This is a genomic window from Arenibacter antarcticus (assembly GCF_041320605.1).
Lineage (GTDB): Bacteria > Bacteroidota > Bacteroidia > Flavobacteriales > Flavobacteriaceae > Arenibacter > Arenibacter antarcticus.
The window spans coordinates 4,085,386-4,101,425 of sequence record NZ_CP166679.1; the positions used below are offsets into that span (position 1 = coordinate 4,085,386).

Here is a 16,040-nt window from a genome sequence, read left to right on the forward strand (position 1 = left end):
TCACCATGGGGTGATTGCCTACAACACCCCAAAAGCAATAAAAAATAATCCGTATTATTTATTTTTAATATCCGATATTAATGTATCCCTCAAATCGATTAGGGATTCACTTAAACCTACTTTGTATCTATGTGGAAACTCAAACCGTTTATGGTCCTCAGTTAATTGAGAAACCCTTAATTTCCTATATTCCGAAATTTCGTGTATTCCTTTTTCCTTAAACAGTGCCTTTCCTTTTTCAAACACTTTTGAAATTAAGACTTCACTTTTTAATCCCGTTACAATCGATTTTTTATCGGTGTATTGGGGGTGATAGATAGTCGCTATATCCGCTACATTTTCTTCAGCCAACACAATGGCATCTGCGTAGAATTTATCATCGTCGTTATAATACCTCACAATTTTTTTTTTGCCAGGAAGCGTCCGCTTATAAACATCCTCCGATAGTTTTATCGTGTGTCTATGATTAACTTGGCTTAATTTATACACCCCATCCAACGCTCCATCCTTTTGACCAGTGATTAAATTACCGCCTACCCCAAAACCGTCTATTTTGGCTCCCTGATCTATTAGACTTTTAATAATATACTCGTCCAACCGGTTAGAGGCCATTATCTTCACTTCTTTTAATCCGGCATCATCCAACATTTTTCGTGCTTTTTTTGAAAGGTAGGCCAGGTCCCCGCTATCTAATCTAATGGCGGAAAGTTGCTCTCCCCTTTCTGCCATCTCCTTAGCTACGATAATCGCATTTGGAACTCCACTATTTAAAGTATGGTAGGTATCTACCAACAACACACAATGTTTTGGTCTGGTTTCAGCGAATTTTCTAAAGGCGGTTAACTCGTCCTCAAAACTTTGTATCCATGAATGGGCTTGGGTCCCTGAAGATTCCAAACCATACAAATAGGCACTTAGCACATTAGAGGTGCTATCTACTCCGCCTATTACGGCTGCCCTACTACCGTGAATTACTGCCCACCCCTGCGCCCTGCGCATGCCAAATTCCATTAACGTCCTGTCACCGGCAGAGTGCCTCAATCTATTTGCTTTGGTTGCTATAAGCGATTGAAAGTTAAGCGTATTGAGTAGAACAGTTTCTAATAATTGACATTCAATAATAGTTCCTTCCACACTGACCACCGGTTCTGTGGGAAAGATAACCTCTCCTTCTTTGGGTGCATATATAGTCCCCTGAAACTGAAAGTCTTTTAAATAATCGAGAAAATCACTATGAAATCCTCTTTTGTGAAGAAAATCGATGGCATCCTGATCAAACTTAAAATCTAGAATCAGCTCAAAGAGATCTTGCAATCCCGCAAAAATGGTAAATCCAGAACCAAAGGGATTCTTTCTGAAGAAATAATCGAAATTGACACTGTCACTTCGCCTTCCCGTTAAAAAGTAACCTTCGGCCATGGATAGTTGATATTGATCGGTAAATAAGCCAGAATATTTGTTCGTTAAATTCATTGTATAATTTTTTAGAACGATAGCTTACATAAAGATAGGGTAGCAGTAGGTATTAAAGCTAATATACGCCAAAAGCTAATTTTATTAATGCCTTTATTGCCGAAATTTATTATTATTCCAACTCGGGTACGATGCCATTATTCGCAGCTATTGAGATATCTAAAATCCTAATAGCTGGCACAAATTAGGTGTTCTATTTTTTAGGAAGCACATAATAGGCCGCCAATTGTCCTGTATTGACTTCCCCATCAGAATTTAAGAATACAATAGCATTCTCCTCCACCTTGTACATTTGTTTACCTCCGTCTGCCATTTGGAGTGTAATAATATCCCCCTTGGCATTCCATTTAAACTTTCCATTTTCAGTAAACTTTCCGTCTTCTTCACCCATATATTCAATATCACTATTATAGGTGCCATCAGCCGTTAGGGATATTTTGGTTTTTATGCCCTCACAACTAGCACAAGGCAATGTTCCCTCATAGGTTCCCACCCAGTCCAATGCAATCTGTGAAGTGTGCATATCGGAAGCATTATTATGCACGGCAGGATTTTCGGTCGATTTTTCAACACTAGGAGTGGTGTCCATCTTTTTTTCGTTGTTTTTACAGGACATTACCAAAATACCAAGCATACCAAATACCAAAATCGTTTTTCTCATTTTACTTTTATTTTTATTTTTATGTGAATTATAAAGTTATCAAATAGCTTGCCAAAAAGGGTTGTATCTTATATAATTGTAGGCAATAGATCACTCGACCCGACCCCTATAAAAAAGGTCGGCCCTATAATTATCTACGTAGTTTTCTGGGATACAAATCATTGTGATCACTAAGTTTTTTGTACCTTGATTGGGCGGGCAGGATCAAGGCCATGACATGAACAACCGTGATGGAAGCAATAGTATCTAGAATAACTACATTTCGGTATTATTTTTTGTTTCTATCTCTTGTTTTTATACTTCTCATATCTGGTATAGGTTCTTATGGTTTAGCGGAAACCAGTGAGGCCCGGTATGCTGAAATCAGTAGGGAAATGTTCCGGTCTGGTGATTATATACATCCAGAACTTCTGGGGATATACCACTATCATAAACCTCCCCTTACCTACTATATTACTACTTTAGGATACCGCATCTTTGGAGTGAATGAATTTGGCGCTAGATTCTTTCTACAAATAGCTGTTGTACTACAATTACTCTTTGTATACGGAATAGCCAATTTGCTGTTCAAAAACAAAAAAATAGCTTTTGTATCAGGCCTCATTTATTTTTCTATGCCGATAGTGTTGCTATCGAGTAGGAATTTAACCACGGACGCCTATCTTACCACACTTATCCTAGGGGCAATCTATTTTTGGCAATACTACACCCTTAAAAGAACGTTTTTTGCCCTGTACCTGTTCTATATTTTAACTGCCTTTGGACTACTTACCAAAGGTCCGGTTGCCCTCATATTTATCTTCACCTATATCCTCACCTATAAAATTCTTTTTAGAGAAAGTTATAAGATGAATTTCCACCATATTTTAGGATTTATATTGTGCCTTCTTTTAGGCGGCAGTTGGTACTTCTTCGTGCTGATGGACAATCCTAAGTTGTGGAATTATTTTATGGAGAAGCAACTTTTTTCGCGAGTGGTTCTAGAGTCCTTTCATCGATCCAAACCCTTTTGGTATTATATCCCATTAGTGATGGGATTACTATTCCCTTGGTGGCTACCCTTGCTAGGAAGATATAGGAGAAAGCTCCCGATCTTTTTTAGGGCAGGAAAGGAAACGAAATTGTTTTTATACTCAAGCATTTTCTCTTTAATTATATTTTCCGTTTTCAGTAATAAATTAATTTTTTATATACTCCCTATGTTTTGGATGCTGGCCATTTTTCTTTCAGCGCAATTATTTAGGACTGGAAATAGAGTTCGTACGATATTAAATAAAGCATTTTTATATTTTCTAATTGTCTTGTACATAGCGATTTTATGCGGCTGGTTACTGAAACCAGAATTTATTCGGATTTCTTATGGTACTGTAATACACGAATCTATTTCTGTTGCCGCCTTTATGGGGATCTATTTTGTTGTAAACAAAAATGCCCCATTTAAACCAGCCATTTTAGCAGCTAGTTTTAACGCGGGATTACTGGTAACTGCAACCTCTATGCTGTCATACAATAGCGAGGCAATTAACTCCACCAATGAGATGGTGAATTTTATCACTAACGAAACCTCCCAAAGGGAGTCGACCATAGTGGTCTACGATTATTTATTATCCTCTATTCCGTTTTATACCCTTTCTACACAAATAACCTTAAAATCTTCACATAACACCACAGATAGAGAAGTGATGTTTCAACATGATTCCCTATGGAGAAAAAACCTTTGGGATATGATGGATGATAGGATGATTGCCCGTATGGATTCGCTCAGTTACAAGCCCAATACATTTCTACTAATCCGAAAAAAAAGACCCTTAACCAAAAACTTAAAGTTCTTGGAGAATCATTTCAAATATCGAAAGGAATATTCTAAATGGTGGATTTTGTATAACCATTAAGGGATACTGTTTACTAGTATAGATTTTATTCCATCCACCCCACATATAGCTATAGAAATTTAATGGGAATTCATTTCTTAAGTCATCGTGAAATAGCTCGACTCTGCTAGTTCAAGTCTAAACCTTATAGGAGCTCTAGGGAGCGAAAGGTTTTTAGACCACCCCAACGTATATTGCATGCAGGTGTCCGTAGGGAGAACACGGCAGGCGTTTAACAGACTAAGTAAAAAGGTAGTGTACAATATTAAAGCTTATCTTAAAAAGCAATAGGCGAGGTAATATTGCGTAAGGTATTCACAACGCTCCATCCAGCAATCTGTGACGTTTTGCTGTAGACATCCACTACCGCATGTACCTGATCATTTTTCACCTCTATACGATGCCTATCTCCAACATAATCTGGTGTAGAGGTAACGGAAACCTTCATATCCTTAGGACCTACGGTAGCAAGTGAGGCTGCAACTGCCACATTTACCTTAGACGGAAAAAGGGAAATGGCTTCCATAGCGTTCCCTTTCATCACCATTTTCTTTTCAGTTTGCAAGGAATCCTTGTATACCGGGGTGTTTTTAAGGGAATTCGGACTTTTTTCGGTATCGAAAGTTACGGTACAATTTCCCATAAGGGAAATGGTCCGCATTATATCAAAACCACCTATGGCACCAGAAACGAGATGTACCCGGGTATCGTTTTCACTTGCCGTTTTCTTCACCTCTTCATAGAAGTATGTATCTGCTAAAGCCCCAATGGAAAGGGTAACTATGGAAGAACCGTTCTTCAATGCGGACAAGGCAAATTCCCGAAACGAATCTGGAGAAGCCGCCTCAATGATATAGTCCGGTTGAAGCGCCAATAACTCATCTATGGATTTACAGGGTATACATAGATCACTAGGCTGTGAATTAGAAATCAAATTGGCTATTTCCTCCGCTTTTTCAAAGGTTCGGGAATAGGACCCAATAAGTTGATAATGGGACAAGAGACCCGAATTCATGGCTTCAACCACAATATGGGCAAGTTTACCACAACCTACTATAGCAAGTGTTTTTATTTTCATGTCGCCCAAGATAGTATGTTTATCAGCTTAAAACAACCCTATATAATCGCTATATTTGCAGTATCTCTCGCGCTTCTCTTTTTCATATGGAAAACAACAATTCTTTTGGAATTTTGAGATTGATAATTTCTAAGGAATTAAAACTGATAATTATCAGTTTTAGTTTAAATTGCGTGAGTTAATTTTGCTTATAGAATAAAATATCCGTTGAATTGAATTGAATTACAGCATGCATAAAAATTTTCCCGAGTACATTAAAGAGTTTGAAAGTATTTTAAAAAGCGTTTTTCACGAAAGGTATGACATAGACCAATTCAGCAAAGGACGGGGCATCCCTCCAGTTGCTCTGAGGGAAATCATGGATAAATCTCCATTGTCGGTGGCAATTCCAGAAAATTTTGGGGGACGCGGATTAAAGGTAAAGGAATGTTTAGGGATTTTATCAGCTGCTTCCTATGAATCTCTTTCTCTATCTCTGACTTTTGGGATAAATATAGCCCTGTTCTTAGAACCGGTTGCAAAATATGCCAATGCGGACGTAAAGTCCAACATATTCAATAGATTTTTGGAAAAACAGAATATGGGCGGTCTAATGATAACCGAACCAGATTTTGGCAGCAATGCACTGGGTATGGAGACCTATAATGAAAAAATTGGGGACAGCTATGCCATAAAAGGAACAAAACATTGGCAAGGCTTAACAGGAATGGCCGATTATTGGATTATCGCATCACGTGGAAAAAACAGTAAGGGAAATCTAAATAGGGATATTGATTTTTTCATCTGCGATGTTACCCAGCCTAAGCAGCAGATCGTGGTGGAGGAATATTATGACAATCTAGGTCTCTATATGATTCCCTATGGAAAGAATAAGGTAGATATTAGTGTGCCGTCTCAATTTAAACTAGAACCGGCTACCTCAGGAGTTAAAATGATGCTGGACATACTACATAGAAGTAGAATGCAATTTCCAGGGATGGCACTTGGTTTCATCAAAAGAATGCTGGACGAATCTATAAAACATTGCGAGGAAAGAATCGTTGGTACCAAAAAATTGAATGAACTCGATATGGTCCAATATCAGATTTCGAAAATCCAGAGCGCCTTTACGATAGCCTCGGCCATGTGCTTTAGAAGTAGCAAACATAGCAGTATAGATAACGATCTTTCGGATGCTGGCATAGAAGCCAACTCCATGAAGGCCTTTGTAACCGACCTTATGCAAGAGTCGGCACAAATTGCAACGCAATTATACGGATCTACAGGCTTTAAGATGGACAACATAGCGGGAAGGGGAATTATGGACACTAGGGCTTTTCAAATATTTGAGGGCTCCAATGAAATGCTATATACTCAGATTGCTGAAATAATTGGTAAGCTTATGAAGCGTAAAAACGAATACAATGTCTATGCTTTTCTAAAAGATTTTAGCCTTACCGATAAATCACATGCTCATTTCAAAAATGAAATGGATTTCACCTTTAGCCCAGGGTTAAACCAAAGGAAATTGGTGGATTTAGGGAAAATATTCTCAAGGATCATTTCTTTAAATTTCGTGTTTGAAATGGAAGAAAAGGGTTTCCGAAAGGATTTAATAGCAAACTGTACAGAGGTCTTAAAATGTGACGTCTCGCAATTGGTCAATTCTTTTCAAAGTAAGAATACTGTGGTGCAAATTAATGATTATCAAGAGAATAGTCATTGGTATGATTTTGTTTAGACTTTGTGACTGTTTGGAAGTATGTGACTTACCCAGTTTGCTTAAATTAGCGATAAAACAAGAGCAACTCAGGCATCATAGAACCTACCCAGCATTATAAAAGATTGAAATTAATGTTGAGGAATACAACTAGAAGTTAGCGAGTTTTTAGTTTTAAGTTTCGTTTATTCACAATAATCTGTTGCGTATCTAATCTGGTGAGAGGTTTATTAAAATACCCTTTTACCAAGGGATGGTTTTTTACTTTCAGCCTATCATCAGGATTGGAAAATGACGAAAGGACATAGATCTCTGTCGGTATTTTGCTATTATAAATATTCCCAAATTCCTTAAGAAATTCCCACCCGTTCATTATAGGCATTTCCAGATCTAACAGTAAAATATCTGGAAGTTGTTTACTATCTGATAATTGATCTACGAAAGTTTTCAATCCATCCTTTGCACAATCAAAGCTGATAAAGGCACAGCTATCCATTTCCTGCTTCAATCTGTATTGCGTGGCGAACTGGGAAACCAGATCGTCATCAATAATGTAAACAAGTGGATTCTCGATTAAATTCATTCTAATAAACAATTTGTGAAAAGCAATATGTAAAAGTAAACAATATTAAAAATTAACAATCGTGATTGCTTTAAGAATAACCTTACTTTTATGGATTATGGTATTAAATATTTCTTAAAACTGAACCATTTGCATCACTTATTTCACTTTAGATTGAAATATTCCTATTATCAACACTAGTGCTTTTCACAGTGAAACCATATGGGTGTACCAAAAGGGAACTAGCTACTGAATTATTCTCGGCACCAATATAACTAAGTAGAAAGAACAGGATTTATACGCGAAAAGTGATCATTACTGATCTCATCAATATGAAATCTTTTTCAAAATCTGTGGTGGATCAACTTGTAATTAATTTTTATATATTTACTCACTCTTCCCTCCAATTATACGCACTATATCTAAAGTATGTACATTTTATTTTAGTTCAATATTATGGAAAAACAGAAACTTGGTTTCTGGCAAATCTGGAATATGAGTTTCGGATTTCTAGGAATTCAATTTGGATTTGCCCTTCAAGGGGGTTTTATGTCCAGAATTTTTCAAACATTAGGTGCAGAAAAAGATGCGATTCCGCTATTATGGATCGCAGCTCCCTTAACTGGTTTAATTGTTCAGCCAATCATTGGGTATATAAGTGATAAAACGTGGAGCGCCCGTTGGGGGCGGAGAAGGCCCTTCTTTTTAATAGGTGCCATTTTAAGTTCAATAGCTTTATTTTTTGTACCCTATTCCCCTACCTTATGGATGGCAGCAGGTTTTTTATGGATCTTGGATGCATCCATAAATATTTCCATGGAACCGTTTAGGGCATTGGTAGCTGATAAACTGCCAGATTCTCAACGGTCTTACGGTTTTGTAATACAGACATTAATAATAGGGATAGGTACTTGGATCGCCAGTAATTTACCATGGATGATTTCCCAATTGGGTGTTAGCGATTCTGCACCTTCAGGAGTGGTCCCTATGTCGGTGAAAATAGCATTTGCTATTGGGGCCTTCGTGTTTTTATTGAGTATTCTTTACACCATATTCACTACTTCGGAATATCCTCCAGAAGATATGGAAGCCTTTAAAATAGAAAAGACAAAAAAGAATAATTTCGTCACGGATATTGTCGATAATATTGGTAATATGCCCTCAACCATGAAGAAATTGGGCGTCATACAGTTTTTTAGCTGGTTTGCCTTCTTTACTATGTGGAGTTTGGCAAATCCCGCCTTAACCGAACATGTCTTCAACAACCCAGCACCAATAGAAGCGTCGTTTAATTTTAAGGACCCCATTCAACTGGCAGATTTTCAAGTACAAAACACCGCTTTTCAAAAATCTTCCAATCTAGTGGGCGCCTATATGGGTGTTTACGGCTTGTCCTCAATGGCATTTGCCCTAATCCTGGTTTTGTATACCGCCATAAGAAATGTCAACAGAAAATGGGTACATATGTTTTCTCTTTTCCTTGGGGGAATAGGATTTATTTTAATGTACTATATCCCTTCCCCAGCGTACCTTTCCGGATGTTTTATTTTAATAGGGTTTGCCTGGGGCAGCATTTTATCTATGCCCTACGCCATGTTGTCTAGCGCTGTAGACCCGAATAGAATGGGTGTTTTTATGGGTATCTTTAATATGTTTATCGTTCTGCCACAAATTATAGCCGCCCTGGGAGGGATAAATTTAGTATCCAATCTTTTGGGGAAGGAAACCATAAACGCCATGATTATTGCCGGAATAAGCCTACTTATAGCAGGTCTCTGTAATCTATTAATTACCGATAAACATGCCATTTCTTACCAAATTAAGGAGGGAAATTGATTAGGAAAGAATACTTTTATGGTTTGGCGGACTTATTTTGAAAGGAGGGACCTTTAGAAAAAAGCACTTTAAAAAAGCTTTGTTTTAGAGGATACAGTAATTAGATTTAAGACCATAAAAACAAGGTGTTAGCATACATCATTTAAGAACACTATCTTATTGTAAATAAAAGAATTACCTATGAATCAAGATTATATTATTCCAAACGAGTGGTCCATTATAGAAGAGGGATTTAATCCGGACATGGTCAAATCTTCGGAAAGCTTATTTAGTTTGGGAAATGGTGCCATGGGACAAAGGGCTAATTTTGAGGAATATTATTCAGGACCAACTTTCCAAGGGAGCTACATCGCGGGAGTTTATTACCCCGATAAAACAAAGGTAGGTTGGTGGAAAAAAGGGTATCCGGAGTATTTTGCAAAGGTTCTGAATGCCCCTAATTGGATCGGTATTAATATTGCTGTCAATGGAGAAATCTTGGATTTATTCAATTGCAGTTCGGTATCTAATTTTAAACGAGAGCTAAACATGCAAGAAGGTTGGTTGTCTAGAAGTCTCACAGCCACCTTAAAAAATGATACGACAATAAAGATAGAAACCAAACGATTCTTAAGTCTGTCTTTAGATGAAGTTGGCGCCATATCCTATTCCATTACCCCTATTTCTGGGGACGCTAAAATCACCTATACCCCCTATCTTGATGCTGGTATTACTAACGAAGATAGTAATTGGGACGACAAGTTTTGGGAAATCACCAATATAGCCTATGAAAACAATATGGCCTTTATTGAGGCACATACCCTAAAGACCAACTTTAACACCTGCACTTTTATGCAGTCTCAATGCTTTGTGAATGGTACTACCGCTACCCTATCCCCTACTGTAGAAAAACTGGATAAAAAAATTTACTTTCATTACAGTTCGGAAATTGAACAGCATCAAGTTTTCACTATTCACAAATATGCCGGGTATACCGTGGATAGAAATCACGATAAGGACCAATTGATCCCTGCAGCCAAGAAAGCGTTATCAAAAGCTATTAAATTGGGGTTTTACAAGCTATTAGAAGCGCAGAAAATTGCTTGGTCCAAGATTTGGGATACATCCGATATTATGATAACGGGCGATATAAAGGCGCAACAGGGCATACGCTTTAACATTTTTCAATTAAACCAAACCTATTTAGGCACCGACGCCAGATTAAATATAGGCCCCAAAGGTTTTACTGGAGAAAAATATGGCGGGAGCACCTATTGGGATACGGAAGCCTATTGCCTGCCCTTCTACATGGCCACAAAGGAGCAAAAGGTAGGTAGAAAGCTTTTGGAGTATCGGTACAACCATCTGGAAAAGGCCATTGAAAATGGAGAAAAATTAGGCTTTACCGAGGGTGCGGCATTATACCCCATGGTTACAATGAATGGGGAAGAATGCCATAACGAATGGGAAATAACCTTTGAGGAAATCCATAGAAACGGAGCCATTGCCTTTGCAATTTTTAATTATTATCGTTATACAGGCGATTACTCTTATATTCCAGAAAAAGGGTTGGAAGTTCTGATCGCTATTGCTCGATTTTGGAAGCAAAGAGCCACTTTTTCCACGGATAAGAACAAATATGTTATCCTAGGGGTGACAGGTCCTAATGAATACGAGAACAATATCAATAACAATTGGTACACCAATTACATTGCCCAATGGTGCCTCAATTTTACCATGGAAACCCTAGAGAAAGTAGCAACTGATTATAACAACGATTACCATAGGATCATTACAAAAGTAGCTCTTGATTCAAAAGAAATTGAAACGTGGAAAACAGTGGCAGACAATCTCTATTTTCCATATTCGGAAGAGCACCAAGTGTATTTACAACAAGACGGGTTTTTGGATAAAGAGCTTACCACCGTTGCGGGCTTAGACAAGTCACAACGCCCTATAAATCAGAAATGGTCATGGGACCGAATTTTAAGATCCCCTTATATTAAACAAGCGGACACCTTGCAAGGCTTCTATTTATTTGAAAACCAATTTAGTAGGGAGGAAATAGAACGTCATTTTAATTTCTACGAACCTTTTACCGTACATGAAAGCTCCTTGTCCCCTTGCGTACATAGTATCATTGCCGCTAAATTAGATAGGATGGACCAAGCCTATAGCTTCTATTTAAGAACTTCTAGATTGGATCTAGACGACTATAACAAGGAAGTGGAAGAAGGCTTGCATATCACCTCTATGGCGGGTACTTGGATGAGTATAGTGGAGGGCTTTGGCGGAATGAGGGTGGTTAATGATACTTTATCCTTTCAACCAAAAATTCCAAAACAATGGGATGCCTATACCTTTAAGGTCAATTTTAGAAACCATACCATTCAGGTAACTATCTCACAAAATGAGTCCAATTTTACCTTGACAAAGGGCGAACAGCTGCAAATTATGGTCAATGGAAAATCGATAACCATTTCTCAAAACACTATTATTACCGCTTAAAATTTAAAGTAAATAGGGACAAAAATAGGTGGTGTAGCTCGACCTGGTTTACGGTTTAACTGATTCTGATGGACTAAAACAATAAAAATGCTAAGGACGCCTGTACAATAAGGAGTTATAATGAACGGGTGAAACCACCCAATTATCGTATTACTTTTTTCCAAGCACCCTTTTTACCTCATCAATAATCTCATCCTTATCCGCAAGAACAAAAAGTGTATCCTTATCCTCTATCCTAGTGGAACCATTAGGGGTTATAAATTCGCCCTCTCTTTTAATCATCGCAATTATGGCATGCTTGGGAAAACCTAATTCTACAATCTTTTTATTAACGGCATTACAATCAGAATCTATAGGTATTTCCTTTAGCAATGTTTTTGGATTGTCCATTAATAATAAATCTGTAGCGGTCATCCTCTTTTTCTGTGCAGGTAAAGCAACCCTTAACCATTTAGCCACAATAGAAAGTGTGGTGCCCTGGATAAGTACTGAAGTAACGGAAATAAAGAAAACTATATTAAAGATCATATCTGCCTTATCTATTCCTGCAAGGAGCGGATAAGTCGCAAACACAATAGGAACTGCCCCTCGCAAACCTACCCAGGAAATATAGGCCCTCCTCCTGAATTTCATTTTAAAAAACATTAAGCTAAGGAGCACACTAACTGGTCGGGCTACAATGATCAGGAATAGGGAAATGAGCAGTCCGATTCCCATAACTGGAACAATTTCCGAAGGAAAAACCAACAGTCCCAGAGTAAGGAACAGTACGATCTGCATTAACCAGGCAAGACCATCGAACATTTTCAATATTGATCTTTTATGTATTAAATCCTGATTGCCCAGATAAACTGCACATATATAAATAGATAAGAACCCATTACCACCTAAAAAATCGGTTGCTGAAAAAGTAATGAACATAAGGGCTATTACCAATACAGGGTAAAGTCCCTCAAAACTCAATTTAATTTTGTTGATGACGTATTTGCTTACACTTCCAAAGGCAAATCCAGCAATGGCTCCAACAATCATTTGCTGTAAAAACATTGGGATAATAGACCATAAACTTTGGTCCTGATTCACCACTAGGGTCAAGAAAGCAACGGTAAGCACGTAGGCCATAGGATCGTTACTTCCGCTTTCCAATTCCAAAGTAGGTCTTAAGTTCTTTTTGAGTGCCAAATTTTTGGACCGGAGAATAGAAAAAACTGCTGCTGCATCCGTTGAGGAAACAATAGATCCCAATAACATACTCTCATAAATAGTGAAATCTGTAATAAACCATACAAAGGTCCCAATAGAAACTGCGGTCAGTAGCACCCCAATGGTAGACAATGCAATACCCTCCCTGAGAATGGGCCTAACCTCTCCCCAGTTGGTGTCGAGTCCACCAGAAAATAAAATAAAATTTAAGGAAACAATCCCAATGAATTGGGCAATTTTTGGTTCGTCGAACCGAATACCTAAGATACCTTCAGAACCTGCCAGCATTCCAATCGCTAGGAAAAGCAATAAGATGGGGACACCAAATCTATAGGAGGTCTTACCTAAAACAATACTTATAAAAAGGAGCAATGAGCCAACTAACAGTATATTTTCGATGGTTAAATTCATATTGCTCTAATTACAATTTTTGCAAAAATAACCCTTCTTTATAAATTTGGTCAAGAAATGAATCTATTATTTAAAATTTAAGGGAGATCAATAAACCGTTCTCGAATCAATTTATCCCATAGTTTTCTACGCCTCCTACCATTCAGAAGCAGACCATCAAAGCTGATATATGGTTCCAATAGAACAGAATTTCCTCCTCCAAATTAAATAATCCTATAGTTTCGGTAAGACATCGTAATCAACTGGTTGTAAATTAATTAAATAAAACATATTAGTTAAGCTTTCTCAGCTTCCCCTTGTGACCCGATAAAAGGAATCCTAGGAGCTAAAAAATACCCTGTTAAGCTAGCGAACAGAATGGGGATAAAATAAGTGAACCCAGTTAATGTAGCAAGTAGGATAGTAGTACTCATAGGAGTCCGGGTGACACAGGCATTAATTGCGGCCATACAGCTAATAATGGCCAAAGTAGGATTGGTAGCCGGAAAAATATGATGAATAATCAACCCAAGGGTAGTCCCCACAAAGAATAGAGGAATGATAAATCCCCCGCGCCAACCGGAAGTTACCGTAATGGAAATCGCCAGTATTTTAAAAATCAATAGCCCCAACAATAAGGTAAGTGAGGCTTGGGAATCCAACAGTTCATTTATTTCATGATGCCCAAAATACCTGGTCAATGGAAAATAATAAGCTATAGTCCCCAACAAGATCCCTCCGATCAAAGTCTTTATGTAAATGGGAAGTGGTTTTTTTTGAAATAAGGCTTTAAAAAATTTCACACAGTAAATAAATCCCCAACCCACAAAGGTGGCGATCATAGCAAATAGCACTGCCAGTCCAAAATCGAACAGACCAGAATACTCATACGTTTTTAAGTTCCAAGTAGCTCCAAGCCCCAATTGAATGATCAAAGCGAAAATAACATAGCTGAAACTACTGGCCACCAAGGCTGGGATAATAGCCTTGTAGTATTCCACGGCATGTTTGTGGTGTAATATTTCTAAGGAAAACAAACTTCCCCCCAAAGGTGCCCCAAACAAGGCCGTAAATCCGGAAGCCATCCCAGCAATGCTTAAAGAGCGCAATTCTTCCCCTTTTAATCTAAATATCTTCCCCAACCAAGTGCCTGTAGAACCCGTTACTTGTACTAAAGGTGCCTCCGGACCCAAACTTCCTCCAGATGCCACACACAGCAGGGAGGATAGGATCATGGATGGATTGTTCTTGGGGTCTAGTTTTCCCTTATTGAAGCGGATGTTATTTACAATTAAATGGATTTCGCCTGGATCTCCAATAAAATGAATGATTAATCCTGCCAAGAGACCGCATATCGCCATAACTGGAATCACTACCCAACCTTCAAAATAAGCGATTTTATGTGTTAAAAACTGCAACACAATCCAATAGAGACCAGCAATAACACCACCAATTAACCCTAACAATGCCCATAAGAGGAAAGTACGACTAAAAACAAAGGGATTAAATCGAATAGGCTGATCTAGAATATTTAGGTAGGTTACAAGTTTTCTTCTGCGTTTAAGCTTCAAAATATTGTTTTTTATGGATGGTAAGGTCTTTCAAATGGCGATGATTCCGATTTACAAGCTATTTCCTCAATATCCTATTGGTCTTCTTTCTTCGTGTTTTCTTTTATAACCACAGTCCTGTAAGGAAAGGGGATTTCAATTCCCTCGTTGTCAAAACGCGTTTTTACACTTTCCAAGACATCACATTTCAAGTTAAAGGAGTCGCCATAATTCTTGGTCCATGCCCAAGCTCTTAGCGTAACGGATGAGTCGTTTAATGTTGTGAGCGCTGTCCTTACCATAGGTTTATCATCTATTATGTCTAGCTTGGAGCGGTTATCGTGAATTAAGGGATGTTTCTCGCATTCTTCCTGCATAATCTTTTTGGCGAGGGCAATATCACTATCATAAGAGATACCGATCTCTATATGCTCGCAACATTTGAGATCCCCTAAGTTGTAATTGATCAATTTTTCCTTATTGATTATAGCATTGGGGATTACAATCATTTTGTTCTCAAAATTACGGATTACCGTATGCCGTAGGGTAATATCCTGAACAGTCCCAACCATACTATCCGTTATCTTAATAATATCTCCTATTTTAAAGGGTTTAAAACTGATGATGAAAATACCTCCCACTAGGTTAGCGAGAGCTTCTTGGGAAGCCACCCCTGCTATTAAGGCCAGTACCCCAGCCCCGCCCAAAGCGGTCTGTGTAACTCCCCGGAAAGCTGGGAAAGCAAGGAGTCCAAACAGCAATCCTACCGTATATATAGCAAAAACTACCACATAGCCCAAAAACTTGATGCTTGTCGCATCGGCATTTGTGACGGCCTTCCGTTGAATTTCACGCTTAAACCATAAATTGGCAAAGGCTGTCAGTGCTATAGTAATCACCGCCACCGAGCCCAAATATAATAGTAGGAGAAAATTGTGTTTAAGTATCCCGTACCTATTCTCCCCTACAAAAATAAAGCCTAAGGCAATTAGGCCAAGTAGAATCCATAACGAATTAAGGATACGCTTTACCAAATGAATTGCCTTAGGCCTTTCTCCAGGAAATTTTTGATCTCCCTTTTTTAGTAGCCAGTGGTAAAGCAGGTTAGTTAACCCCCGCAGTACCAAAACCGTGATAATAATTAATAGACCAAAAATTAAGTGTGGTCTGTAAAGTTCAAAAAAATCAGTCATCTTTTTATGGTGGTAACAAAGTTACAGTAGCCAAAAA

The 16,040-nt window shown here is 38.1% G+C and carries 11 protein-coding genes; 4 read left to right on the forward strand and 7 right to left on the reverse strand.

Features of this window, described 5'->3' with window-relative positions; genetic code table 11:
• Positions 1 to 54: 54 nt before the first annotated feature.
• Both KCTC52924_RS16815 and KCTC52924_RS16820 read right to left on the reverse strand, forming a co-directional pair.
• Positions 55 to 1,473, reverse strand: coding sequence for a nicotinate phosphoribosyltransferase (locus KCTC52924_RS16815; RefSeq protein WP_251805921.1), 1,419 nt, complete (start codon positions 1,471 to 1,473; stop codon positions 55 to 57).
• A 193-nt stretch (positions 1,474 to 1,666) separates the two neighbouring features.
• The gene (locus tag KCTC52924_RS16820) at positions 1,667 to 2,134 is read right to left on the reverse strand and encodes a copper resistance protein NlpE (RefSeq protein ID WP_251805922.1); all 468 of its coding nucleotides are present in this window, start codon (positions 2,132 to 2,134) and stop codon (positions 1,667 to 1,669) included.
• A gap of 230 nt (positions 2,135 to 2,364) precedes the next feature.
• Between KCTC52924_RS16820 and KCTC52924_RS16825 the strand changes: the two genes are divergently transcribed.
• Positions 2,365 to 4,026 (forward strand): glycosyltransferase family 39 protein, encoded by a 1,662-nt coding sequence (locus KCTC52924_RS16825; protein ID WP_251805923.1) that lies wholly within the window; start codon positions 2,365 to 2,367, stop codon positions 4,024 to 4,026.
• A 256-nt stretch (positions 4,027 to 4,282) separates the two neighbouring features.
• Here KCTC52924_RS16825 and KCTC52924_RS16830 read toward each other — a convergent pair whose 3' ends face one another.
• Entirely contained in the window at positions 4,283 to 5,083 is an 801-nt protein-coding gene (locus KCTC52924_RS16830) for an aspartate dehydrogenase domain-containing protein (RefSeq protein WP_251805924.1), read from the reverse strand.
• 229 nt (positions 5,084 to 5,312) lie between these two features.
• On the opposite strand from KCTC52924_RS16830, the gene KCTC52924_RS16835 reads away from it, so the two are divergent.
• Positions 5,313 to 6,803 carry an acyl-CoA dehydrogenase family protein gene (locus KCTC52924_RS16835; protein WP_251805925.1) on the forward strand — a complete coding sequence of 497 codons (1,491 nt, stop codon included), beginning with the start codon at positions 5,313 to 5,315 and terminating at the stop codon, positions 6,801 to 6,803.
• 136 nt (positions 6,804 to 6,939) lie between these two features.
• Here KCTC52924_RS16835 and KCTC52924_RS16840 read toward each other — a convergent pair whose 3' ends face one another.
• Positions 6,940 to 7,365, reverse strand: coding sequence for a two-component system response regulator (locus KCTC52924_RS16840; RefSeq protein WP_251805926.1), 426 nt, complete (start codon positions 7,363 to 7,365; stop codon positions 6,940 to 6,942).
• Between the two features lie 435 nt (positions 7,366 to 7,800).
• Between KCTC52924_RS16840 and KCTC52924_RS16845 the strand changes: the two genes are divergently transcribed.
• Both KCTC52924_RS16845 and KCTC52924_RS16850 read left to right on the forward strand, forming a co-directional pair.
• Complete coding sequence (locus tag KCTC52924_RS16845) at positions 7,801 to 9,180, forward strand: MFS transporter (RefSeq protein WP_251805927.1); 1,380 nt, start codon at positions 7,801 to 7,803, stop codon at positions 9,178 to 9,180.
• Positions 9,181 to 9,360: 180 nt separating this feature from the next.
• Complete coding sequence (locus KCTC52924_RS16850) at positions 9,361 to 11,667, forward strand: glycoside hydrolase family 65 protein (protein ID WP_251805928.1); 2,307 nt, start codon at positions 9,361 to 9,363, stop codon at positions 11,665 to 11,667.
• A gap of 150 nt (positions 11,668 to 11,817) precedes the next feature.
• Here KCTC52924_RS16850 and KCTC52924_RS16855 read toward each other — a convergent pair whose 3' ends face one another.
• The 3 genes from KCTC52924_RS16855 to KCTC52924_RS16865 all read right to left on the reverse strand — a co-directional run bounded on the left by KCTC52924_RS16855 (position 11,818) and on the right by KCTC52924_RS16865 (position 16,003).
• A complete protein-coding gene (locus tag KCTC52924_RS16855; RefSeq protein ID WP_251805929.1) occupies positions 11,818 to 13,281 on the reverse strand; it encodes a potassium/proton antiporter in 1,464 nt (487 codons plus the stop codon).
• A gap of 275 nt (positions 13,282 to 13,556) precedes the next feature.
• Positions 13,557 to 14,831, reverse strand: coding sequence for a chloride channel protein (locus tag KCTC52924_RS16860; protein WP_251805930.1), 1,275 nt, complete (start codon positions 14,829 to 14,831; stop codon positions 13,557 to 13,559).
• 74 nt (positions 14,832 to 14,905) lie between these two features.
• Complete coding sequence (locus KCTC52924_RS16865; protein ID WP_251805931.1) at positions 14,906 to 16,003, reverse strand: mechanosensitive ion channel family protein; 1,098 nt, start codon at positions 16,001 to 16,003, stop codon at positions 14,906 to 14,908.
• Positions 16,004 to 16,040 lie beyond the last annotated feature (37 nt).